Source organism: Amycolatopsis sp. lyj-346 (assembly GCF_046548975.1).
In the GTDB taxonomy this organism is placed as follows: domain Bacteria; phylum Actinomycetota; class Actinomycetes; order Mycobacteriales; family Pseudonocardiaceae; genus Amycolatopsis.
This window is the reverse complement of record NZ_JAJPWT010000006.1, coordinates 198,583-222,608: the sequence shown is the minus strand read 5'-3', so window position 1 is coordinate 222,608 and position 24,026 is coordinate 198,583. Positions and strand designations below refer to the sequence as shown.

The following is a 24,026-nucleotide window of genomic DNA, read 5'->3' as shown; positions in this document are numbered from 1 at the left end:
TCGGCGTCACCGCGGCCGCTCAAGCCCGCTCCACGTCCAGCGGCAGGTGCCGGACGCTCACGATCACCGAAGGGTTCTGGAACACCACCGGCGCGTCCCTGGCGACCGCCAGGTCCCGGTACCGCTCGAACAGCACTTCGAACGCGACCCGGCCCTCCAGCCGGGCCAGCGGTGCGCCGAAGCAGAAGTGGATGCCGTGGCCGAACGTCAGGTGCGGATTGGGGTTCCGCGCCGGTTCGAACGACTCCGGCCGGTCGAACAGCGCCGGATCCCGGTTGGCCGCCGCCAGGTCCGCCATCACGATCGAGTTCTCCGGGATCCGGTGGCCACCCAGCTCGATTTCGCGCGTCGTGCGGCGGCCGAGCTCGGGGAACGGCGGCAACATCCGGAGCACTTCCTCCAGTGCCGCCGGCAGGCCACCCGGCGAAGAGCGCAGTCCGGCCGCCGCGAGCGGGTTCCGGTCGAACGTCACCACCGCGTTGCCGAGCAACGCGGTGGTCGTGATGTGGCCCGCGATCAGCAGCAGCGCGACGAACCCCACGATCTCCTGGTCTTCGAGGCGTTCGCCGTTGAACTCCGCCGCCACCAGCCTGCTCGTCAAGCCGGGGCCGGGGTGGGCGCGGTGGTGGCGGATGTGGTCGAGGATGTAGGCGTTCATCTCGCGGATCGTCGGGGCGATCGCGTCCAGCGCGCGCTGGATGTCGGCCATGTCGGCCGACTCCCCCAGCTGGTCGCCGCTGAAGAGCACCTGGGCCCAGCGGGTGAACAGCGGGCGGTCGGCCACCGGGACGCCGAGCAGCTCCGCGATCACGATGATCGGCAGCGGGTACGCCAGCGCGTCGACGACGTCGAAGCGGGACTCGCCGGCGACCTCGTCGAGCAGCTCACCCGCGATGGCCCGGATCCGCGGTTCGAGGCCCGCCACCACGCGCGGGGTGAACGCCTGGCTGACCAGCGTGCGCAGCTTGCGGTGGTCCGGCGGGTCCATCCCGACGAAGTTGCCCTTGCGGAAGGTCTCGAAGTCCTCCTGGACCGGGGTGAGCCCGCTGAAGTCCGACGAAAACGCCGCCGGGTCGGACAGCACCCGCGAGACGCCCGGGTGGTCGAGCACCCGCCACAGCCCCCGCTCCTCGTCGTGGTGCACCGGGCCGCGCTCGCGCAGCTCGGCCGAGCGGGCCAGCAGGTCTTCGAAGGCGAAAGCGAGGTCGGGTTCCTGGGTGGTCATGACGTTTTCTCCTCGGTCGTCGTCGGCTGAGGTGCGGGGACGGTTTCGGCGGGCGTCAGTGCGTCGCTGCGGGGGAAGTGGCGCAGGGTCGGGCTGACCGTGACGACCAGGGTCACCAGTGCGATCCCCGCGGCGCACAGCACGACGGCGCCGGAGCCGGGGAACGCCTGCACCATCAGGCCGCCGAAGGCGGGCCCGGTCGCCGCGGACACCCCGCCGATCACGCCCATCACGCTGGTCAGCCGCCCGCGCAGCCGGTCGGGGGTGAGCAGCAGCTGGTAGGTCCCGATCGTCGTGTTGGCGGTCGGCGGCAGCAGGGCCATGGCGACGAACAGCGCGCCCAGCAGGTAGCCGTCGTGGATCACGGCCGCGAGCGGGGTCAGCAGCGTCAGCACCCAGAACACGCTCATGATCGACACGTAGGGGCTGAGCCGCCGTTGCAGGTAGGGCGCGATCAGCGACCCCACCACGCCGCCGACGCCGAGCATCGCGGCCATCACGCCGATCTCGCCCGAGGTGACGCCGCGTTCCTTGGCCAGCACGATGATCACGATGTAGTAGGCGCTGAAGAAGAAGTTCAGGCTCACCGCGCACGCCACCGTGACGCGCACGTGCCGTTCGCTCCACACCCAGCGCAGCCCCTCGGCCATCTCCTTGCCGAGGTGCCCGCCCTCGACCGGTGCGGCCGCGGGGCGCGGCGCCCGGACGAAGGTCAGCGCGACCAGCGAGATCAGGTGGACGAGCACGTCGAAGGCGAACGGGACGACCCGCCCGATGCCGTAGAGGAACCCGCCCACCGCGGTGCCCGACAGCTGGCCGAGCGCGCCGCGCGCGGAGTTCATCGCCAGTGCGGTGGGCAGCTGGGCCGGGGCCACGACCCCGGCCAGCATCGCGCCCTCGGCCGGGCCGAACAGCGACCGGCAGCAGCCCATCACCGCCGCGACCGCGATGAGGTGGGGGATGCTCACCGCCTCCCACCAGATCGCCGCCGCCAGGCTCGCCACGGCCAGCGCGTACACCGCCTCGCAGACGAGCAGGATCTTCTTCCGGTTCCAGCGGTCGGCCAGCGCGCCCGCGGGCAGCCCGGCGACCAGCTGCGCCATCGCGTCCACGCCGAGCACCAGCCCGGACAGCGCGGGCGAGCCGGTCACCGCCAGCACCAGCAGCGGCAACGCGATCATCGACGCGCTGAACCCGGCCTCCGACAGCGCCTGGCTGCCCCACAGCAGCTGGTAGTTGCGGTTGCGTGAAAGCCGCGTGGTCACCGCCGCTCCTTCCGGGGAGCCGGGGCCAAGCTGTCGGCGGCGATCCGCCGCAGGGCCGCCGCGAAGTCGCCGGCCACCCCTTCGACGGTCCGCCGGTCGTGGCGACCGGGCTGGTAGATCAGGGAGAACACCAGCTCGCCGTCCTGGACCGCGCCGACCAGGTCGAGCAGGTGCGGGTGGTGCTCGGCCGGGTCGTGGTCGCGGCCGAGCGAACCGCGGACGGCGGCGTAGAGGCTCTCGGACGCCGGCGTCCCGGCGGTTCCGGAACCGTCCCACTGGCCGAGGTAGTTGAACGAGATCTGGGGCCGCGGCCCGGCGAGCCGCTCCCGGACGCCCGCGCCGGCCAGGTGGCGCAGGGCGCCGTAGCCGAATCCGTTGCCGGGCACCGCCCGCAGCTGCTTGCGGACGGACTTGACGAGCGTCCGCCAGTCGGGCGTGTCCGTGGTGCCGACCGACAGCGCCACCGGGAACAGCGTGGTGAACCAGCCGACGGTCCGGTTGAGGTCGACGCCGTCGAGGACGTCCTCCCGGCCGTGGCCCTCCAGGGCGATCGACACGTCCGGGCGGCCGGTCCACCGGGCCAGCGCCCAGGCCAGGGCGGTGAGCAGGACGTCGTTGACGCGCGTGCGGTAGGCCGCGGGCGCCGACCGCAGCAGGGCGTCGGTGTCGGCGGCGTCCAGCGTCACGGTGACCTCCGCCGTGCCGGTGGCGTCGCCGTCGTGGTCCACCGGCAGTTCGCCGGGGACGGGCAGGCCGGTCCAGTACGCCAGTTCGTCGTCGAAGCCGCCGTTCCGGACGTGGTCGCGCAGGCGGTGCGCCCAGTCCCGGAACGACGTCGTCCGCGGGCCGAGGTCGACCGGGACGTCCCGGGCGGCCTGGCGGTAGGCGGTGTCGAGGTCGTCGAGGAGGATGCGCCAGGAGACGGCGTCGACCACGACGTGGTGCGCGGCCAGGAACAGCCGCGGCCGCCACGCCGGACCGGCGGTGACCAGGACGGCGGCCAGCAGCGGGCCCTTGGCGAGGTCGAACCCGGCGTGGACGTCGTCGGCGATCCGCTCCAGCGCGGTCGGCCGGTCGGCCTCGGGCACGGCGGCCAGGTCTTCGTGCCGCAGCCCGGGCACCGGCTCGACGTCGGCGTTGTGCTGGTCCCAGCCGTCTTCGGTCTTGTCGAACCGCATCCGCAGGGCGTCGTGGTGGGTCCACACGGCGGCGAGGGCCTTCCGGAGCGCGGCGGCGTCGAAGCCGTCGGCGAGCTCGACCAGCATCGACTGGTTGAAGTGGTGCGGGTTGACGGTGTGGGTGGCGAAGAACCAGTCCTGGATCGGGGTCAGCGGCACGGGGCCGACGACCGGGCCGTCCGCCTCCGTCGGCTCGGCCACCGCGCCGGCTTCGGGTGCCAGTGCGGCGACGGTCTGGTGCAGGAAGATGTCCTTTGTGGACAGCCGAAGGCCTGCCTGCCGGGCCCGGGACACCACCTGCATGCTGAGGATGGAATCGCCGCCCAGCTCGAAGAAGTTGTCGGCGGTGCCGACCCGGTCCAGGCCGAGGACCTGGGCCCAGATCTCGCAGAGCACGCGCTCGGCCGGGGTCGCCGGCTCGACGTGCCCGGTGGCGGGCTCGGCCGCGGCGGCGACCACGGGCAGGGCGCGGCGGTCGACCTTGCCGCTCGGGCCGAGCGGCAGGGCGGGCAGTTCCAGCAGGGCCGCGGGCACCAGGTGCCCGGGCAGCGACCGGGTCAGGAACTCGCGCAGGGCCGCGGCGCCGACCGGGTCGGTCCCGGCTTCGGCGACGAAGCACGCGACCAGGCGCTTGTGCCCCGACTCGTCCTGCTGGACGGCGGCCACGGCGGCGGCCACCCCGGGGTGGCGGGTCAGCGCCGCCTCGACTTCGCCGAGCTCGATCCGGAAGCCGCGGACCTTGACCTGGTCGTCGGCCCGGCCGGAGAACTCCAGGTGCCCGCCGGCGGTCCACCGGACGACGTCGCCGGTGCGGTACATCCGCTCCCCCGGCGCGCCGAACGGGTTGGCGGTGAACCGGTCGGCGGTCAGGCCGGGCCGGTCGAGGTAGCCGCGGGCGAGGCTCGGCCCGGCGACGTACAGCTCGCCTGCCACCCCGACCGGCACCGGTTGGAGGGCGGCGTCGAGCACGTAAACGCGGGTGTTCGGGATCGGCCGTCCGATGGGTGGTGGCGTGCCCGGCACCAGGGGGTCGCTCCAGGTCGCGACGATCGTCGACTCGGTGGGGCCGTAGGCGTTGATCATCCGCCGTCCGGGTGCCCACCGGTCGACGAGCTCCGCCGGGCAGGCGTCGCCGCCGACGACGAGCGTACGCAGGTCCGGCAGGCCGGTCGCCGGGACGGTGGCCAGCGCGGCGGGCGGGATCAGGGTGTGGGTGATCCGGTGGTCGCCGAGGAATTCGGCGAGGGGCTCGCCCAGCAGCGGCTCGGGCGGGACCACGACGAGCGCGGCGCCGGCGGGCAGGGCCAGGCAGAGTTCGAGGATGGCCGCGTCGAAGCTCGGCGAGGAGTAGGCGAGGACGCGATCGCCTTCGGTGACGCGAAGGTGCTCGGCCTCGGCGGCGGCGAAGGACGCCAGCCCGGCGTGGGTGACGACCACGCCCTTGGGGCGGCCGGTGGAGCCGGAGGTGTAGATGACGTAGGCCGGGTGGTCGGGCCGGACGGCCACGGGCGCGGCCGGCGCGGCCTCGAACAGGGCCGGATCGTCGAGGTTCCGCACGGCCACGCCGTCGGGCACCGGCGGTGCCAGGTCCGCCAGGCTCAGCACCAGGGCCGGACGGGCGTCGGCGAGCATGAACGTGATGCGCTCGATCGGGTAAGTCGGATCCACCGGGACGAACGCTCCCCCGGCTTTCCACACCGCGAGCTGCGCCACCACGAGCTCCACCGACCGCGGCAGGGCCAGCGCCACGATGCGCTCCGGGCCGATGCCGTGCCCGGCCAGCACCCGCGCCAACCGGGCAGCGCGGTCGTCCAGCTCGGCGTAGGTCAGGGACTCGCCCGCGACCACCGCCGGCGCGTCCGGCGTCCGCCGCGCGCGGGCCGTGATGAGCTCGGGCACCGTCGCCGGCTCCACCGGGCGGGCCGTGTCGTTCCAGGTGTGCAGGACCAGGTCGCGTTCGGCCGCGCCGATCAGCGGCAGCCGGGCCAGTGGCCGGTCCGGGTCGTCCGCGACGCCCGCCAGCAGCACACCCAGGTGCGCGGCCAGGCGGTCGATCGTGGCGGCGTCGAACAGGTCCGTGTTGTACGTCAGCGCGGCCCGCAGCTCGCCGCCGTCCGGCTGGAACTCCAGCGTCAGGTCGAAGTTGGCCGCCGTCGCCGTCTGCGGGAGCTCCTCGGTCTCCAGCCCCGGCAGCCGGGTCGCCTCCCGGGGGCTGTTCTGCAGCACCACCATCACCTGGAACAGCGGCGTGCGGCTGGGGTCCCGGCCGGGCTGCACGGCGTCGACGACCCGGTCGAACGGCAGGTCCTGGTGGTCGAACGCCGCTCGCACCCCCGCGGCGACCTCGTCGAGGAACGCCGTGAAGGCCGTCTCCGGGCGGACCCGCGACCGCAGCACCAGCGTGTTGACGAAGAACCCGACGAGCCCTTCGAGCTCGGGCCGCTCCCGGCCGGAGGTGACCGTGCCGACGGCGACGTCGTCCTGGCCGGCCCAGCGGCCGAGCAGCACCTGGCACGCCGCGACGAGCGTGGTGAACAGGGTCGTCTCGCGCTGCCGGCTCACCTGCTCGAGCCGGCCGGTCACGGCCGCCGGGACGACGATCTCGCGGGTCGCGCCGCGGGTCGTGCGCACCGGCGGGCGGGGCCGGTCGGTGGGCAGCTCCAGCGGGGCGAGGTCGCGCAGGCGCTCGGTCCAGTAGCCGGCCTGGCCGGCCAGCACCCGCTCGGCGAGCCGGCCGCGTTGCCAGGCCGCGAAGTCCGCGTACTGCACCGGCAGCGGCGCCAGGTCCGCCGGTTCGCCGTGCAGCGCGGCCGCGTAGAACGCGCCGACCTCCTCGGCGATGAGCCCGTTCGACCAGCCGTCGGTGACGATGTGGTGCACGACCACGGTGAGCACGTGCTCCCGCGGCGCGAGCCGGAACAGCTTCACCCGCAGCAGCGGCCCTTCGCCCAGGTCGAAGGGCTGCTCGCCGTCGGCGCGCAGGAGCTCCGCGAGCTCCTCCTCGCGAGCGTCGACGACCGGCAGCGGGACCGGCGACGGCGGGTGCACGACCTGGACGCCGTGGCCGTCGGCCGAGCCGAACGTGGTGCGCAGCGGCTCGTGCCGGGCGACCAGCGCGGTGAACGCCCCGGCGAGCGCGTCGACGTCCAGTTCGCCGCGCAGGCGCACGGCGGAGCTGGTGACGTACTCGGTGCCGCCCGGCTCGAACTCGTCGAGGAACCACAGCCGCTGCTGGGCGAAGGACTGCGGCAGCTCGCGGTCGCGGGGTACCACCGGGATCGGGTCCTGGACGGTCGCTCCGACGGTTTCGATCGCGGCGGCGAGCCGGGACACCGTCGGGTGGGCGAACACCGCCCGCGGCGACAGCGAAACGCCGCATTCGGCCAGCAGCCGGGACACCAGCCGGATGCTGAGGATCGAATCGCCGCCGAGCTCGAAGAAGTTGTCCTTCGCGCCGACCCGCTCGACCCCGAGCAGCCGCTGCCAGATCTCGGCGACGGCGCGCTCGGTCGCGGTGGACGGCTCGACGTAGGCCCGCTGCGAGGCCACCGGGCCGTCCGGGACGGGCAGCGCGCGGCGGTCGACCTTTCCATTGCGGTTCAACGGAAGCGCGTCGAGCACGAGGACGACGGCGGGCACCATGTACTCGGGCAGCGCCGCGGCGGCGTGCGCGCGCAGCTCGGCGGGGTCCGCGGTGCGCCCCGGCGCGGCGACGACGTGCGCAATCAGCCGCCGAGTACCGGAAGCGTCCGTGTGCACGGTCGCCACCGGCTGGGCGATCGCCGGGTGCGCGGCCAGCACGGCCTCGACCTCGGCGAGCTCGATCCGGAACCCGCGCAGCTTGACCTGGTCGTCGGACCGGCCGAGGAACACGAGTTCGCCGCCGGGGCCGCGCCGGACGACGTCGCCGGTGCGGTACATCCGCTCCCCCGGCGCGCCGAACGGGTCCGGGACGAAGCGCTCGGCGGTCAGGCCGGGACGCCCGAGGTAGCCACGCGCCAGACCCGCGCCGGCCAGGCACAGTTCGCCGGGTGCGCCGGCCGGCAGTGGCCGCAGCTCGGCGTCCAGCACGTACGCGCGCATGCCGTCGAGCGGACGGCCGATCGGCACGGGCTCGGGAACGCCGGCCTCGCCGGTCATCCGGAACGCGGTGGCGAAGGTGGTGGTTTCGGTGGGGCCGTAGCCGTCGACCACGACCAGGCCGGGGCACGCGGCCTGGACCGCCCGCACCACGGCGGGCGGGACGACGTCGCCGCCGGTCCACACCTCGCGCAGGCCGCGCAGGCAGTCCGGGGCGTCCTGGGCGAGCAGCCGGAAGAGCCCGGCGGTCAGCCACGCGGCCGTCACGTCGTGCGTGGAAACCGCGCGCCGCAGCGATTCGACGGTCAGGTCGGGCCCGGCGGGCAGGACCGTCGCGCCCCCGGTGAGCAGCGGGACCCACAGTTCGTAGGTGGAGGCGTCGAAGGCCAGCGGTGAGTGCGCGAGCACCCGCGTGTGGGCGCCACCGGTGAACCGGCCGTCCTGCGCCAGCGCGGTGATGTCGCGGTGGCGCACGGCAACGCCCTTGGGGACACCGGTGGAGCCGGAGGTGTACATGACGTACGCGAGGTTTTCCGGGCTCACCGGGCAGTCCGGCGCGGTCCGCGACCGCTGCTCGCCCACCGTCAAGACCGGTCCACTGTGGACGGCTTCGGCGGTCGGCACCCAGGTGTCGCCGGCCACCACCACCGACACCCCGGCCTCGGCGAGCACGGCACGCAGCCGCTCGTGCGGCGCCCGGGTGTCCAGCGGCACGTAGGCCGCCCCCGCCTTGAGCACGGCGAGTTCGGCGACGACGTGCGCGGGCGAGGGTTCCAGCAGCAGCCCGATCCGGTCCTCGGCGGCGACGCCCAGCTCGGCCAGCCGGTGCGCCAGGTGGTTCGCCCGCTCGTCGAGCTCGGCGTAGGTCAGGGTCCGGTCGGCGGCGTGCACCGCGGGGGCGTCCGGACAGCGCCGCACCTGGTCGGCGAACAGCGCGGGCACGGTGGACGGCGTCCCGGCGGCACCCGGGCCGTGGGCGTCGGCGAGCACCCGGGCACGTTCGGCGGCGTCGACCCACGGCACCCGGGCCAGCGGCCGGTCCGGGTCCGCGGTGACGGCGTCGAGCAGCAGCACGAGCCGGTCGGTCATGGCCGTGACCGTGCCGGGGTCGAACAGCGCCGGGTCGTAGGCGAGGTCGAGGGCGAGGCCTTCGTCCAGGGACGCGCGCAGGCACAGCGGGAAGTTCGTGGCGTCGGCCGAGGCGACCTCGACGACCCGGGGTGCGCCCGCGGTGGCGGGCTCGCTGATCGGGTAGTTCTCGAACACGACCATGCTGTCGAACAGGTTCTGCCCGGCGGGGACGTCGCTGAGCGGGCGCAGCCGGGCCAGTGACACGAAGTCGTGGTCCCGGGCCTCGCTCTGGGCCGTCTGCAGCTGCCCGAGCCACCGCGCGACCGGCTGGGTGCCGTCCACGCGGACGCGGGTGGGGATGGTGTTGATGAACAGCCCGATCATGGTCTCGACCCCGGCCAGGTCGGCCGGGCGGCCGGAGACGGTGGTGCCGAAGACGACGTCCCGGTCGCCGGAGAGCATCGCCAGCAGCAGCGTCCAGCCGCCCTGCACGACGGTGTTGACGGTGAGGCCGTGGGTCCTGGCGAACTCCCGCAGCCGCAGGGTCGCGGCCGGCGGCAGCTCGATCCGGACCGAGTCGGTGGAGCGGGACTGGTGGGCTTCGGCGGGCGGGCGGTCGTAGGGCAACGCCGTCGGCGTGTCGAACCCGGCCAGTGCGGCCCGCCAGAACTCGTCGGCGGCGGCCTGGTCGCGCCCGGCCAGCCAGCCGAGGTAGTCCCGGTACGGGCGGCGGGTGACCAGGGCGGGCCGGACGCCGGCGGTCGCGGCGGCGTACTGCTCGCAGGCCTCGGCGAAGACCTGCGCGGAGCTCCAGCCGTCGAACAGCACGTGGTGGGACGTCCAGATCAGGTCGGCTTCGTCGCCGGGAAGGGCGGCGATCGTCAGCCGGGTCAGCGGGGCGCGGGTCAGGTCGAACGGGACGGCCCGGTCGGCGGACAGGGCCTTCGCCAGTGCGGTTCCGCGCTCCGCGGGGCCGAGGTCGCGCCAGTCGTGGTGGGTGACCGGCAGGGTCGCCGCGCGGTCCACCACCTGCACGGGCTCTTCGACCCCGGTCCAGACGAGCCGGGTGCGCAGCACCGGGGTCCGGTCGACGACCCGCTGCCAGGCCGCGGCGAGCGCGGCGGGGTCGGTGACGCCGGCGAGCCGGATGCGGACCTGCTCGAAGTAGGCCGGGGAGCCGTCGTCGAGCAGGGTGTGGAACACCATTCCGGCCTGCAGCGGCGTGAGCGGGTAGATGTCCTCGACCGCGCGGCCGTCGCCGGCCACCGTGTCCAGTTCGGCCGGGCTCAACCTGACCAGGGGGAAGTCCGACGGCGTGCGGCCGCCGGCCCCCGGGGTGGCGCAGTGCGCGACGATTTCGCGCAGCGCCGTGAGGACTTGTTCGGCGAGCCCGCGCACGGTGTCCTCGCGATGGACGTCCGGCGCGTAGGTCCAGGCCAGTTCGAGGCCACCGCCGTCGACGATGCCGACGACGTCGAGCAGGGCCGTGCGCGGCCGCTCGGGGTCGACGTCGGCGCCGAGGTCGCCGCCCCAGCCGCGGTACAGCCCGGCTTCGTCGCCGCCCGCGGTCCACTGCCCGTGGTAGTTCAGGGAAATCTGCGGCACCGGGCCGTCGCGCAGGGGCGAGTCCGGCGTCAGCCACCGCAGCACGCCGTAGCCGACGCCCTTGCCGGGCACGGCCCGCAGCTGCTCCTTGACGGTCTTGAGTGTCGGGCCCCAGCCGTCGCCCGCCGGGAGGGTGAGCGCCACCGGGAACTCGGCGGTGAACCAGCCGACCGTGCGGGACAGGTCGAGGTCGTCGAAGATCTCCTCGCGGCCGTGCCCCTCCAGGGCGACCAGGACGCGCTCGCGGCCGGTCCAGCGGGCCAGCACCCGGCCGAGCGCGCTGAGCAGGACGTCGTTGATCTGCGTGCGGTAGACCTCGGGGACCCGGTGCAGCAGGGCGTCGGTCGTTTCGGGCTCCAGGCGGACGGTGACCGTGCGGGCGCGCCCGGCGGTGTTCTCCCCCGCCGCGTCCACCGGCAGGTCCGGGACGACGCCGTCGAGCACGTCGGTCCAGTACGGCAGTTCGGTCTCGAAGGCGTGCCCGGCCAGGCGGTCCGCCCAGCGGAGGTGGCTCACCGGGGCCGGGCCGAGGTCGGCCGGCCTGCCGGAGACCACCTGCCGGTAGGCGGTTTCCAGGTCGTCGAACAGGATCCGCCACGAGACGCCGTCGACCACCAGGTGGTGGACGACCAGCAGCAACCGCGGCGGCCGTCCGGGCGTCGTGAGCAACGCGGCCGCGACGAGCGGACCGTCCTCGACCCGCAGGGTGGCGCGCATCCCGGCCGCCACCGCATTGGTGTCCACATCGGACAGTTCGGGCACGGTGACGTGCCGGAGCGCCGGGATCTCCGCGTCCGGCCGGAACTCCTGCCGCCACCCGCCGCCGGTGCGGGTGAACCGGGTGCGCAGGGCGTCGTGGCGGGCCAGCACCGCGTGCAGGGCGGTTTCGAGGGCGGGGATCTTCACGTCCGCGTCGAGTTCGGCGAGCGTGGACATCGTGAAGTGGTCGTGGTGGCCGGTTTCGAAGAACCACCGCTGGATCGGGGCGAGGGGGGCCGCGCCGGTGAACCCGGTTTCGGTTTCGGCGGGTGCGTCGGCGACGGCGACGAGCGCGAGTTCGGCGATGCTCTGGTGGCGGAAGACGTCCCGGGAGGTCAGGCGCAGGCCGTGCCGCCGGGCCCGGGAGACGACCTGGATGCTGAGGATGGAATCGCCGCCGAGTGCGAAGAAGTTGTCGTCCACCCCCGGGTCCGCGACGCCGAGGACGTCGGCCCAGATCCGCGCCAGCAGCCGCTCGGCCGGGGTGCGCGGGGCGGTCCGGCCCTCGGCCGGGGCCGGGTGGACGGCGGGCGCGGGCAGCGCGCGCCGGTCGACCTTGCCGCTGGTGGCCAGCGGCAGCCGCGCCAGGGGAACGAACACCGAGGGCACCAGGTGCTCGGGCAGGGTCGCCTTGAGCGCCGTCCGCAGCCGTGCCGGGTCCGCCGGGACGCCGTCGGAGCCGTCGGTGGGGACGACGTAGGCGACCAGCCGGGCGTGGCCGTCGTCGTGGCGGGCGACGACCACCGTGTCGGCGACCTCGGGCAGGGCACGCAGGGCCGCCTCGACCTCGCCGGGCTCGATCCGGAAGCCGCGGATCTTGACCTGGTCGTCGACGCGGCCGAGGTACTCCAGGTGCCCGTCGGCGGTCCAGCGGGCGCGGTCGCCGGTGGCGTACACCCGGCTGCCGGGCGGGCCGAAGGGGTTGGCGCGGAAGCGGTCCGCCGTCAGCCCGGGCCGGTTGAGGTAGCCGCGGGCGAGCTGGACGCCGGCCAGGTGCAGTTCGCCGGGCACGCCGATCGGCGCCGGGCGGCCCCGGTCGTCGAGGACGTAGGCCTGCACGTTGCCGAGCGGGCGGCCGATCACTTCGCGTGCGGTCTCGCCGATCCGGCACAGGGTCGCGTCGACCGTGCACTCGGTCGGACCGTAGAGGTTGAACGCGGTGACGCCGTCGAGATCGCTCAGGTCGCGCCACAGCGCTTCGCCGACGGCTTCCCCGCCGAGCAGCAGCACCGGCGGCCGGTGTGCCGCGAACCCGGCGTCCAGGAGGTGCCGGACGAACGACGGCGTCGAGTTCACCAGGTCGATCCGGTGCTCGGCGACGTAACCGGCGAGCACGGCGGGGTCGAGCCGGGTGTCGCCGTCGATCACGTGCAGCTCGTGCCCGGCGGTGAGCATCAGCAGCACGGTCTCCCAGGACGCGTCGAACGAGAACGCCGCGGTCAGCGCCACCCGCAGCCGGTCCTTCCCGGCCGCGGCGGTGAACTGGCCGGCGTGGTCGACGGCGAAGTTGGCCAGGGCGCGGTGGCCGACGAGCACGCCCTTCGGCGTTCCGGTGGAACCCGAGGTGTAGATCGCGTAGGCCGCGTGGTCCGGGGTGAGCGGCGCGAGCCGGTCGGCGTCGGTGAGGTTCGCGTCCGTGTCCCCCGCGGTGACCGGCTCGGTCAGCACGAGCACCGGCTGCGCGTCGGCCAGCAACGCTGCCCGCCGCCGGGCGGGCAGCTCCGGGTCCAGGGGCAGGTGCACGGCACCCGCCTTGAGCACCGCGAGCATCGTGACCACCAGCTCGGCCGAGCGCGGTAGCGCGACCGCCACCAGGCGCTCGGGCCCGGCACCCCGGGCGACGAGGACGCGCGCGATCCGGTTGGCGCGGGCGTTGAGCTCGGCGAAGGTCAAGGTCGTGTCGCCGCAGACCAGCGCGGTCGCGTGCGGGGTCCGGTCCGCGAGGGCCTCGAACAGCTCGACGACGGTGGCGTCCGGTACCGGCCGGTCGGTGGCGTTCCACCTCGCCACGACCAGTGCCTCTTCGGCCGCGGGCAGCGGCAGGGTGTCGACGGGCCGGTCCGGCGCGGCCACGACGGCGGTGAGCAGGACCGTCAGCTGCTCGGCGAACCGCCGCATCGTCGCCGCGTCGAACAGGTCGGTGTTGTAGTTCAGCGACCCCCGCAGGCCGTCCGGGTTCTCCTCGAACTCGACGCTCAGGTCGAACCCGGCGGTGGTCATCGGCAGGGTCAGTTCCCCGGCCGTGAGCCCGGCGAGCGCGGGCAGGCGGTTGCCGGCGTTCTGCAGCGTCACCAGCACCTCGAACAGCGGGGTGCGGCTGGGATCGCGGTCGGGGCTCAGCTCGTCGACGATCCGCTCGAACGGCACCTCCTGGTGGGCGAAAGCGTCCAGGACCGTCCGGCGGACCGCGCCGAGCAGTTCGCCGAAGCCCCGCCGTCCGTCCACACGGGACCGCAGCACGACGGTGTTGACGAAGAGGCCGACGAGGTCCTGGACCTCCGGGTGGTCCCGGCCGGAGGTGACCGTGCCGACGGCGACGTCGTCCTGCCCGGCCCACCGGCGCAGCACCAGCTGGCAGGCCGCGACCAGCGCCGTGAACAGGGTGGTGTCGCGGTCCCGGCTCAGCCGCCGCAGTCCGGCGAGGGCCTCGGCGCCGATGCTGAACTCGTGCTCGGCACCGTTCGCCGTCCGCGTGGCCGGCCGTGGCCGGTCGGCAGGCAGGTCGAGGGGGCGCAGCCCGTCGAGTTCGTGGCGCCAGAAGCCGAGCTGTTCGTCGAGGAAGTCGCCGGTGAGGCGCTCGCGCTGCCACGCGGCGAAGTCGGCGTACTGGATCGGCAGCGCGGGCAGCTCGGCCCGCTCGTCGCCGTAGAGGGTGGCCAGCTCGCCGATCAGGACGCCCATCGACCAGCCGTCGGTGATGATGTGGTGCAGGGACAGGACCAGGGCGTGGTCGGCCGGGGCCAGGCGGACGAGCCGGGCCCGCAGCAGCGGCCCCCGGGCCAGGTCGAACGGCCGGGCGAGGTCGTCGGCCAGCAGCCGTCGCAGGTCGTCCTGGCCGGCCGCTTCGGTGACCGGCAGGGCGAGCTGCCACGGTTCCCCCACGACCTGGCGGGGCCGCCCGTCGACGGCCGGGAACGTGGTGCGCAGCGACTCGTGCCGGGCGATCAGCGTGGTGAGCGCCCTGGCGAGGGCGTCGGGCCGCAGGTCCCCGCGCAGCCGGACGCCGAAGACCGTGACGTGGTCGGTGCTGCCGGGGGCGAACTCGTCGAGGAACCACAGGCGCTGCTGGGCGAAGGACAGCGGCAGCTCGCCGTCGCGGTCCACCGGGGTGATCGCCGCGGAGAGCGGGGTGGCGGACGCGGCGGGCAGCACGGCCGCCAGTGCCGCCACCGTCGGGTGGTCGAACACCGTGCGCGGGGACACTTCGACGCCGAAGGCTTCGCGCAACGCCGAGGTGAACCGGATGCTGAGGATGGAATCCCCGCCCAGTTCGAAGAAGTTGCCGTCGGCGCCGACGCGCTCCAGGCCGAGCGTGGCCGCCAGCACCGTCGCCACCGTGCGTTCGGCCTCGGTGCGGGGCTCGGTGAACCCGGCGTCCCCGGTGCCCGCCGAGGCCGGGGCGGGCAGTGCCCGGTGGTCGAGCTTTCCGTTGCGGGTCAACGGGAGTTCGTCGAGGGTGACGAACGCCGAGGGCACCATGTAGTCCGGCAGCGACCGGCCGAGGTGCTCGCGCAGCCGCGCCGCGCTCGGCGGGGCGTCCGGTGTCGCGGCCACGACGTAGGCGACGAGCCGCTTGCGGCCGGGCTCGTCCTCTCGGGCCAGCACCGCCGCCGAGCCGACGTCGGGCAGGGCGAGCAGGGTGGCCTCGATTTCGCCCGGTTCGATCCGGAAGCCGCGGATCTTCACCTGCTGGTCGGCGCGGCCGTGGTAGCGCAGGACGCCGTCGCGGGTGCGGGACACCCGGTCGCCGGACCGGTACATCCGGGACCCGGGCGCGCCGAACGGGTCGGCGACGAACCGGGCGGCGGTCAGCCCGGCCCGGCCGAGGTAGCCGCGGGCGAGGCCGTCGCCGGCCACGTACAGCTCACCGGGCACGCCGGCCGGAACGGGGTTCAGGTCCGTGTCGAGGACGTACCCGCGCAGGTCGGGCAGCGGGGTGCCGATGTGTCCCGGAGTATCCACTTCGGACTCGAGGTCGTGGTGGGTGACGTGCACGGTGGTTTCGGTGATGCCGTACATGTTCACCAGCCGCGGGCCGCGGTCGCCGTGCCGGGCGAACCAGCCGGTCAGCCGCCGCGTTTCCAGGGCTTCGCCGCCGAAGACCACGTACCGCAGCGCGAGCCGTTCGCCGGCTTCCGGGTCGTCTTCGTCGGCCCGGATGAGCTGGTAGAACGCCGACGGGGTCTGGTTGAGCACGGTGACGCCCTCGTCGGCCAGCAGGCGCAGGAACTCCCGCGGCGAGCGGGACACCGCGTGCGGCACGACGACGAGCCGGCCGCCGTGCAGCAGCGGGCCCCAGATCTCCCACACGGAGAAGTCGAACGCGTAGGAGTGGAACAACGTCCAGACGTCGCCCGAGCCGAAGCCGAACCGGGCGGCGGTCGCGGCGAACAGGCGGGTGACGTTGCGGTGCGGGATCACCACGCCCTTGGGCAGCCCGGTCGAGCCGGAGGTGTAGATGACGTACGCCGGGTGGTCCGGCGTGCAGCGCGGCGGCGGGTCGGTCACCGGGCCCGTCTCGTCGTCGACGGCGGCGAGGTCTTCGGGGGCGAGGACGGCGACGGGATCGGTGTCGGCGAGCATCCGCTCGACGCGCTCGCCCGGCGTGGCCGGGTCGATCGGCAGGTAGGCGGCCCCGGCCTTGAGCACGGCGATGATCGCGACGACCTGTTCCGGCGAGCGCGGCAGGCGCAGCGCGACGAACCGTTCGGGTCCGGCGCCGAGCGCGATCAGCCGGTGCGCCAGGCGGTTCGCCCGTGCGTTGAGCTCGGCGTAGGTCAGGTGGGTGCCGTCACCGGTGAGCGCGACCGCGTCCGGGTGCGCCGCGACCTGGGCGGCGAACAGCTCGGTGATGGTCGGCGCGGGCAGCGGCACGGGCCGGTCGGCGGTGAGCCCGGCGCGGTCGGCGGCCGGCAGCCACGGCAGCCGCGCGATCGGGCGCTCCGGGTTCCCGGCGATCTCCAGCAGCAAGGTCTCCAGCCGGGCGGCCAGCTCGGCGGCCGTTTTCTCGTCGAACAGCGCCGGGTCCGTGCCCAGCTCGAAGCCCAGCCGCCGGTCGACGTAGGCCCGCAAGGTGACCGGGAACGTGGTGGCGTCGAGCGCGGTCACCTCCCGCAGGGTGACGCCCGCCTGCGCGGCCGCGTTCTCGTCGAAGGGGTAGTTCTCGAACGCGACCATGCTGTCGAACAGGTTCTGCCCCGAAGGGACGTCGCTGAGCGAGCGCAGCCGCCCGAGCGCGAGGAAGTCGTACCGCCGGGCCTGGTTCTGCTCGTCCTGAAGCCGCTGCAGCCACGACAGCACCGGTTCGCGGCTGTCGATGTGCGTGCGCGTCGGAACGGTGTTGATGAACATCCCGATCATGTTCTCCACGCCCGGCAGGTCGTCGGGGCGGCCGGAGACGGTGGTGCCGAACACGACGTCGGACTCGCCGCTGGAGTGCGCCAGCAGCAGCGCCCACGCGCCCTGCACGAGGGTGTTGACGGTCAGGCCGTGGCGCCGGGCCACGTCCCGCAGCCGCGTGGTGTCCTCTGTGGACAAGGTGGTCCGGATCGTCCGCGACGAGCGCGTCCGGTGGGCCTGGGCCGGCGGCCGGTCCCACGGCAGCGGGGTCGGGGCGGCGAAGCCGGACAGCACGGTGCGCCAATGGTCTTCGGCGGCCGTGACGTCCTGCGCGGCGAGCCAGCCGAGGTAGTCGCGGAACGGCCGGTGGGCCGGCACGCGCGGCACCCGGTGCTCGGCGAGGGCGGCGTACTGCTCGCACACCTCGGTGAAGATCTGGGCCAGGCTCCAGCCGTCGAGCACGATGTGGTGGGAGGTCCAGATCAGCAGCACGCGGTCGTGGGTCAGCGCGATGACGGCCAGCCGCATCAGCGGCGCGGTGGTGAGGTCCAGCCCGGTGGCGGCGTCTTCGGCCGAAAGCCGGTCCAGCTGGGCGGTCTGCTCGGCCTCGGACAACCCCCGCCAGTCGTGGCGGGTGATCGGCACGACCGCCCGGTGCCGCACGATCTGCAGGGGTTCTTCGACGCCGTCCCAGACCAGCTCGGTGCGCAGCACGGGGGTCCGGTCGGCGACCTGCTGCCAGGCCCGGGCGAACGCGTCCGGGTCGCGGACGCCGTCGAGCAGCATCCGCGCCTGGTCGACGTAGGCGTCGGCGGTGGGATCGAGCAGGCTGTCACATCCGGCGCTCCGCCCCGGGCCGGGGGCTCCGCCACCCGGACCCCCCGCAAAGAGGCTGTGGAACAGCATGCCCGCCTGCAAGGGAGTCAGCGGGTAGATGTCGTCGACTTCGCGGCCGTCGCCCGCCAGCCGGTCCACAGTGGACTGGTTGAGGCGGGCCAGCGGGAAGTCCGACGGCGTGCGGCCGCCGCTGCCGGGCGACGCGCAGTGCGCGACGATCTCCCGCAGCGCCGTCAGCATCGCCTCGGCCAGCCCGCGGACGGTGGCTTCGTCGTTGACCTGGTCGGAGTAGGACCACGTCAGCGACAGCGCACCGGACTCGACCACGCCGGTCACGTCCAGCTGGTAGGTGCTCGCCTCGTCCGGGGCGATGTCCGCGCCCGGGCTGTCGAGCCTGCCGCGGAAGAGCCCGTCCGCGCCGGCTTGGGCGTCCCAGCGGCCGTGGTAGTTGAAGCAGATCTGCGGCAGCGGGAACGCCTGCAGGGCGTGCCCCGGCGCGCCGGGCTCGCCGAGGTACCGCAGGGCTTCGTAGCTGAGCCCCCGGCGCGGGACGGCCCGCAGCTGTTCCTTGACCGCCTTGAGCGTGGCACCCCAGTCCCGCGACGGCGGCAGGTCGAGCGCCACCGGGAACTGCGTGGTGAACCAGCCCGCCGTGCGGGAGAGGTCGACGCCGTCGAGGACGTCCTCGCGGCCGTGGCCCTCCAGGGCGATCAGGACACCGTCGTCCCCGGTGCGGTCGGCCAGTGCCCGTCCGAGCGCGCTCAGCAGCACGTCGTTGACCTGGGTCCGGTAGGTCGCCGGGACGCGGTGCAGCAGCGCATCGGTGTCTTCGGTCCCGAGGGTCACGGTCAGCGTGCGGGTGGAGCCGGTGGTGCCCGCGCCCGCGTGGTCGGCCGCCAGGGCCGGCGGGACCCGGCGGGCCACGCGCGTCCAGTGCTCGAGGTCGTCGTCGAACCCGCCGGCCCGGACGTGCTGCTCCAGCAGGTGCGCCCACTGGGTGAACGGCGTGGCCGTCGCGGCGAGCCGGACCGGTGCCCCGGCGACCACCTGGCCGTAGGCGGTTTCGAGGTCGCCGAGCAGCAACCGCAGCGAAACGCCGTCGGCCACGAGGTGGTGCACGGCCAGGAACAGCAGGGGCGGCCGCGTGCCGCGGACGAGCAGGGCCGCGCCCGCGAGGGTGCCGGTGGTGAGCTCGAGCCCGGCGCGCACCTGCGCGGCCGCCGCCTCGATCCCGGCGCGCTGCCCGGCGTCGCCGAGGGAGGACAGGTCCCGGACCCGGAGGACCCCGGTCGGCGGTGCGGGCGTGACTTCCTGCCGCCACTGCCCGTCGACGGTGAAGAACCGGGTCCGCAGGGCGTCGTGGTGGGCGACGACCGCGTCGAGAGCGGTCCGCAGCGCCTGCGCGTCGACGTCGGCGGGCAGTTCGAGCAGCTGCGACATCGTGAAGTGCGCCAGCGGCCCGTGGGTGGCGAAGAACCAGTGCTGGATCGGGGTGAGCGGCGCCGGGCCGGCGACCGGCCCCGCCGCCGGGGTGTGCACCGCGGCCGTCTGCACCGCGGTTGCGAGCCCGGCGATGGTCTGGTGCAGGAAGATGTCGCGCGAGGTGAGCCGCAGGCCGGCCTGGCGGGCCTGGGCGACCACCTGGATGCTGAGGATCGAATCGCCGCCGAGGCCGAAGAAGTTGTCCTCGACGCCGATGCGGTCGTTGCCCAGCACCTCGGACCAGATCGCCACGAGCTGGTGTTCGACGGCCGTGCGTGCGGGCACGTAGGCCTGGCCGCCGTCCGGCGGCGCGTCCGGTGCCGGGAGCGCGCGCCGGTCGACTTTGCCTTGCGGGGTCAGCGGAATCGCGTCGATCGGGACGAACGCCGATGGCACGAGGTAGTCGGGAAGGGTGGCCCGCAGCGCCGTGCGCAGGTCCGCCGCCGACGGCGGGACTTCGCCGGCCCCGACGACGTAGGCGACCAGCCGGGCGTGGCCTTCCGCCGGCCGGGTGGCGACGACGACGGCCGCGGCGACCTCGGGCAGCCGCACCAGCGCGGCCTCGACTTCGCCCGGCTCGACGCGGAAGCCGCGGATCTTCACCTGGTCGTCGAGCCGGCCCAGGTACTCCAGCTGCCCGTCCGCCGTCCAGCGGACCCGGTCGCCGGTGCGGTACATCCGCTCGCCCGGCTCGCCGAAGGGATTCGCGACGAAGCTGCCGGCGGTCCGGCCCGGCCGGCCGAGGTAGCCGCGCGCGAGCTGCGCCCCGGCGAGGCACAGCTCGCCGGGCACCCCCGCGGGCACCGGCCGCAGGTTCTCGTCGAGCACGTAGGCGCGGGTGTTGGCCAGCGGACGGCCCAGCACCGGACGGCCCGTCGCGCCGACCCGGCACGACACCGCGTCCACTGTGTACTCGGTCGGGCCGTAGAAGTTGTGCGCCACGGTGACTTCGGCGCCGGCGAGGTCCCGCCAGAGCGTGTCGTCCAGTGCTTCGCCGCCGAGCATGAGGATCTTCGGCCGGTGCCGCGGATCGGTGAGCAGCCCGGCGGGGATCAGCCGGCGCAGGTAGGTCGGGGTGAGGTCGAGGAAGTCGATCCGGTGCTCGGCGATGTAATCGACCAGGGCGTCCGCGTCGAGCCGGACGTCGTCGCCCACCAGGTGCAGCTCATGGCCATCGGCCATCAGCACCGGGCCCTCCAGCGACGTGTCGAACGACAACGTCGCGGTCAACGCCACCCGCAACCGCCGCCCCGGCGCGGCGAAGTCGTTGCGGTGGTTGAACAGCAGGTTCGTCAGGTTGCGGTACGGGACGGCCACCCCCTTCGGGCGGCCCGTCGACCCGGAGGTGTAGATGACATAGGCCGTGTTGTCCGGCCGGAGCGGCGCCACGCGGTCCGCGTCGGTGAGATCCGCGGCCGAGTACTCCCCCAGTTCGGCGCCGATTTCCAGGGTGTCGAGGACGAGACCGGCACCGGCGTCGCGCAGCAGCAGTTCCTTCCGGTCGGCGGGCAGCGCGGGGTCGATCGGCAGGTACACCGCGCCGGCCTTCAGCACGGCGAGGAAGGCGATGACCGCCTCGGCCGTGCGCGGCAGCGCGAGGGCCACGACCCGCTCGGGTCCGGCTCCCCGGGAGACGAGGTGGCGGGCCAGGCGGTTGGCGAGTGCGTTGAGCTCGGCGAAGCTCAGCGCGATGTCCCCGGCGACGAGGGCGGTCTCGTCCGGACCGCGCTGGGCCTGGGATTCGAACAGCTCGGTGACGGTGGCCGCGGGGACGTCCAGCGCGGTGTCGTTCCACGCGGTGAGCAGCCGGTGCCGCTCGTCCCCGGTCAGCAGCGGCAGCTCGCCGACCGGGCGGTGTGCCCCGGCGGCGATCGCGGTCAGCAGCACGGTGAGGTGCTCGCCCAGCGCGACGGCGGTCCGCGCGTCGAACAGGTCGGTGTTGTACTCCAGGGACCCTTCGAGCGCGTCGGCGGCCGGCTGGAATTCGACGGTCAGGTCGAAGTTGGCGGCCCGGCGGGCCACCTCGACCGGCTCGGCCGTGAGCCCGGCGAAGTCCGCCTGCCCGGCCTGGCTCCCGTGCAGCAGCACCATCGCGTCGAACAGCGGGTTGCGGCTGGCGTCGCGGTCCAGGCGCAGTGCTTCGACGAGCTTTTCGAACGGGGCTTCGGCGTGTTCGAAGGCTTCCAGCACCGTCGAACGGACGGCGTCGAGGAACGTCCCGAACGGCACCGATTGGTCCACAGTGGACCGGATGACGACGGTGTCGACGAAGAACCCGACCGTCCGCTGCAGCTCGGGGCGGTTCCGGCCGGAGACGACGGTGCCCACGGCGATGTCGGTCCGCCCGGTGTAGCGGGCGAAGAGCACCTGGCAGGCCGCGACCAGGACGGTGTACAGCGTGGTGTCGTGGACCCGGGCCAGTTCGGCCAGCCCCGCCGCGACGCCGGCGGGGACGCTGAAGTGGTGCACGGCGCCGGCCGTGGTGCGCACGGCGGGCCGCGGCCGGTCGGACGGCAGGTCCAGCGGTTCCACGCCGGCCAGCTGGGTCGTCCAGTAGGCGAGGTGCCGGTCGAGGGCGGGCCCGGCGAGCCGGTTCCGCTGCCACACGGCGAAATCGGCGTACTGGACCGCCGGTTCGGGCAGCTCCACGGCCTCGCCGCGGACCGCGGCCGCGTACAGCGTGCCGAGCTCGCCGACCAGGATGCCCATCGACTCGCCGTCGGTCACGATGTGGTGGGCGGTGACCAGCAGGACGTGGTGCGTCTCGGCGACGCGCACCAGCAGCAGCCGCACCAGCGGACCGCGGCGCAGGTCGAACGACCGGCCGTACTCGGCCTCCAGGACCTCGTCGAGGTCGGCGGGCCGCAGCGCGGGATCGGTGGTCAGGTCGACCGTCCGCACCGGGATCTCCGGCGCGGGGTGGACGACCTGCACCGGGGTGCCGCCGGTGTCGTCGATGGTCGTGCGCAGGGATTCGTGCCGCGCGACCAGCCGCGCGAGCGCGCCGGTGAGCGCGCCGGTGTCGAGCGGGCCGGTCAGCCGCAGGGCCACCGCGCTGTTGTACTCCGCGTCCCCCGGGCGGAACTCGTCGAGGAACCACAGGCGCTGCTGGGCGAACGACAGCGGCAGCGCGTTCTCCCGCGGCGCCCGGCCGATGACGTCGGTCCGCTCCGCCCGCCCGGCCAGCCGGCGCTTGAGCGTCTCCCGCAGCTCCGCGGGCAACGCGTCGATGCGGCTCTTCCTCGAGGTGGTCATCGCTTTCGTTTCCTCACAGCGCAAGTCGGGGGTGGTGCGGGGGCGGTCGGTCAGGAGGCGCGGCGGCGGCGCCGGGCGACGCGGCCCCCGGCCTGCATGGCGCTGACGGTGCCGGTGGCCGGGTCGGTCAGGAAGCGGCCGCCGATGATCCGGCGGCCGGTGCCGGGTTCGCGCACCGAGAACGACCCGTCGCGCAGCAGCGCCAGCTCGGGGTAGACCTCGCCGTCGACGACGAGGACGGCGCCGCCGTCCGCGCGGACGTCCACCTGGTACTCGAGGTCGCCGTTGGTGTAGCTGCCCGTCAGGTCGGCGGCCGGGCGGGCGGCCCGGCCGAGGTCCTGGGGCAGTTCGTAGTCGCCGACCGGGAGGCCTTCGGCGCGCAGGGCGGCGACCAGGTCCGTCCACAGCGCCGAGCCGGTGCTCCCGTTGGTGGTGAGTGCGACGACCCGGCCGTGTTCCGGGTCCACCCGCAGGTGGCAGGAGGTGCCGTCCGCGGTGCCGTCGTGGCCGGTCCAGTCCGCGTCGGCGCCGCGGTAGCCGGCCAGGCCGAGCCCCCAGCTGTCGGCCAGGCCGAACGGCTCCGCCCCCGGCACCGGGCCGCGCATGAGGTCGACGAGGTCCGGCGGCAGCGGGCCGTCGCCGCCGCAGATCATGCGGCCGAACGCGGCGAGGTCCCCGGCGCTCAGCGCGAGCGCCCCGGCCGCGGCCTCGACGGGGGTCAGGGTCTGCGCGACCGGCCGGGCCCGGCCGGTCGCGGCGTGCACGGCGTGCCCGCTGACGTGGGCGCCGGTCCGGCGCCGCGCACCCGGCGCCACGACGAACGCGGCGTCGATGCCGAGCTCGCCGAGCAGCAGCGTCTCCATCGCCTCCCACCAGCTCATCCCGGTGATGGCCTCGACGACGTAGCCGGTGAGCACGTACCCGACGTTGGAGTAGGAGAAGCACTGGCCGGGCGGCTGGACGAGCCCGGCGTCGCGGCAGGCCCGCAGGTACCGGCGGGCCGAGCCGGCCCCGTCGGTGGCGGCGCCGAGCGCGGCGGGCAGCCCGCCCGTGTGGCTGAGCACCTGCCCCAGGGTGGGTCTGCCGACCTGGGCGCCGAGGCCGTCCAGGTGCTCGCCGAGCGGGTCGTCCGGGCTCAGGTCGCCGTCGGCGACGAGCAGCATCGCCAGTGCCGCGGTGAACGCCTTGGTGATGGAGCCGGCCGGGAACTTCGCCGTGGCGGCGATCCCGCCGGCCACGGCGGAGCCCGTCCGGCCGCCGTCGTGGACGACCAGCTGGGCGGCCGGGACGCCGTGGCGGTGGGCCAGGCCGGTCAGCAGCCGCTGCAGCCTGCCGTCGGTCGTGGACCGCGGCTCGCGGACCGGCACCCCGGGTGTGGACTGGGAAAGCGTCGAAGGGTAGGGCATGAGGTGGGGACCTTCCGCGTCGGGTCGAGGGAACGGGTGGTCGTGCGTGGAAAGGCGGGTGCTAACCCGCTTTCTCACTCACCACGAGCCGCGGCAGGCTCGGCGTCGGCGGCCATCTGCCGCTGCAGGCTCAGCGGCCGCATGTCGGTCCACACCTCGTCGACGTGGTCCATGCATTCCTGCCGGCCGCCGCGGAACCCGTCGGCGCGCCAGCCCGCGGGTACCTCGTTCGCCACCGGCCACAGCGAGTACTGGCCCTCGTCGTTGACCAGCACCTGGAATTCGGCGTCGTCCTGCATGGGTT

The 24,026-nt window shown here is 74.5% G+C and carries 5 protein-coding genes; all 5 read right to left on the bottom strand.

Annotated elements, in window-relative coordinates; genetic code table 11:
* Positions 1–19 precede the first annotated feature (19 nt).
* A complete protein-coding gene (locus ACLJQE_RS20950; RefSeq protein ID WP_410640981.1) occupies positions 20–1,225 on the bottom strand; it encodes a cytochrome P450 in 1,206 nt (401 codons plus the stop codon).
* The gene (locus ACLJQE_RS20945) at positions 1,222–2,490 is read right to left on the bottom strand and encodes an MFS transporter (protein WP_410640980.1); all 1,269 of its coding nucleotides are present in this window, start codon (positions 2,488–2,490) and stop codon (positions 1,222–1,224) included. The genes ACLJQE_RS20950 and ACLJQE_RS20945 overlap by 4 nt, the downstream gene beginning before the upstream one ends.
* Positions 2,487–22,316 (bottom strand): non-ribosomal peptide synthase/polyketide synthase, encoded by a 19,830-nt coding sequence (locus tag ACLJQE_RS20940; RefSeq protein WP_410640979.1) that lies wholly within the window; start codon positions 22,314–22,316, stop codon positions 2,487–2,489. The genes ACLJQE_RS20945 and ACLJQE_RS20940 overlap by 4 nt, the downstream gene beginning before the upstream one ends.
* A 50-nt stretch (positions 22,317–22,366) precedes the next feature.
* Positions 22,367–23,722 carry a serine hydrolase domain-containing protein gene (locus ACLJQE_RS20935; protein ID WP_410640978.1) on the bottom strand — a complete coding sequence of 452 codons (1,356 nt, stop codon included), beginning with the start codon at positions 23,720–23,722 and terminating at the stop codon, positions 22,367–22,369.
* A 74-nt stretch (positions 23,723–23,796) separates the two neighbouring features.
* Positions 23,797–24,021 carry an MbtH family protein gene (locus ACLJQE_RS20930; RefSeq protein ID WP_410640977.1) on the bottom strand — a complete coding sequence of 75 codons (225 nt, stop codon included), beginning with the start codon at positions 24,019–24,021 and terminating at the stop codon, positions 23,797–23,799.
* Positions 24,022–24,026 lie beyond the last annotated feature (5 nt).

Excerpts from the sequence above, each read along its gene's own strand:
- ACLJQE_RS20950 (WP_410640981.1), bottom strand. The coding sequence starts at position 1,225 with ATGACCACCCAGGAACCCGACCTCGCTTTCGCCTTCGAAGACCTGCTG.
- ACLJQE_RS20940 (WP_410640979.1), bottom strand. The coding sequence starts at position 22,316 with ATGACCACCTCGAGGAAGAGCCGCATCGACGCGTTGCCCGCGGAGCTG.
- ACLJQE_RS20935 (WP_410640978.1), bottom strand. The coding sequence starts at position 23,722 with ATGCCCTACCCTTCGACGCTTTCCCAGTCCACACCCGGGGTGCCGGTC.
- ACLJQE_RS20930 (WP_410640977.1), bottom strand. The coding sequence starts at position 24,021 with ATGCAGGACGACGCCGAATTCCAGGTGCTGGTCAACGACGAGGGCCAG.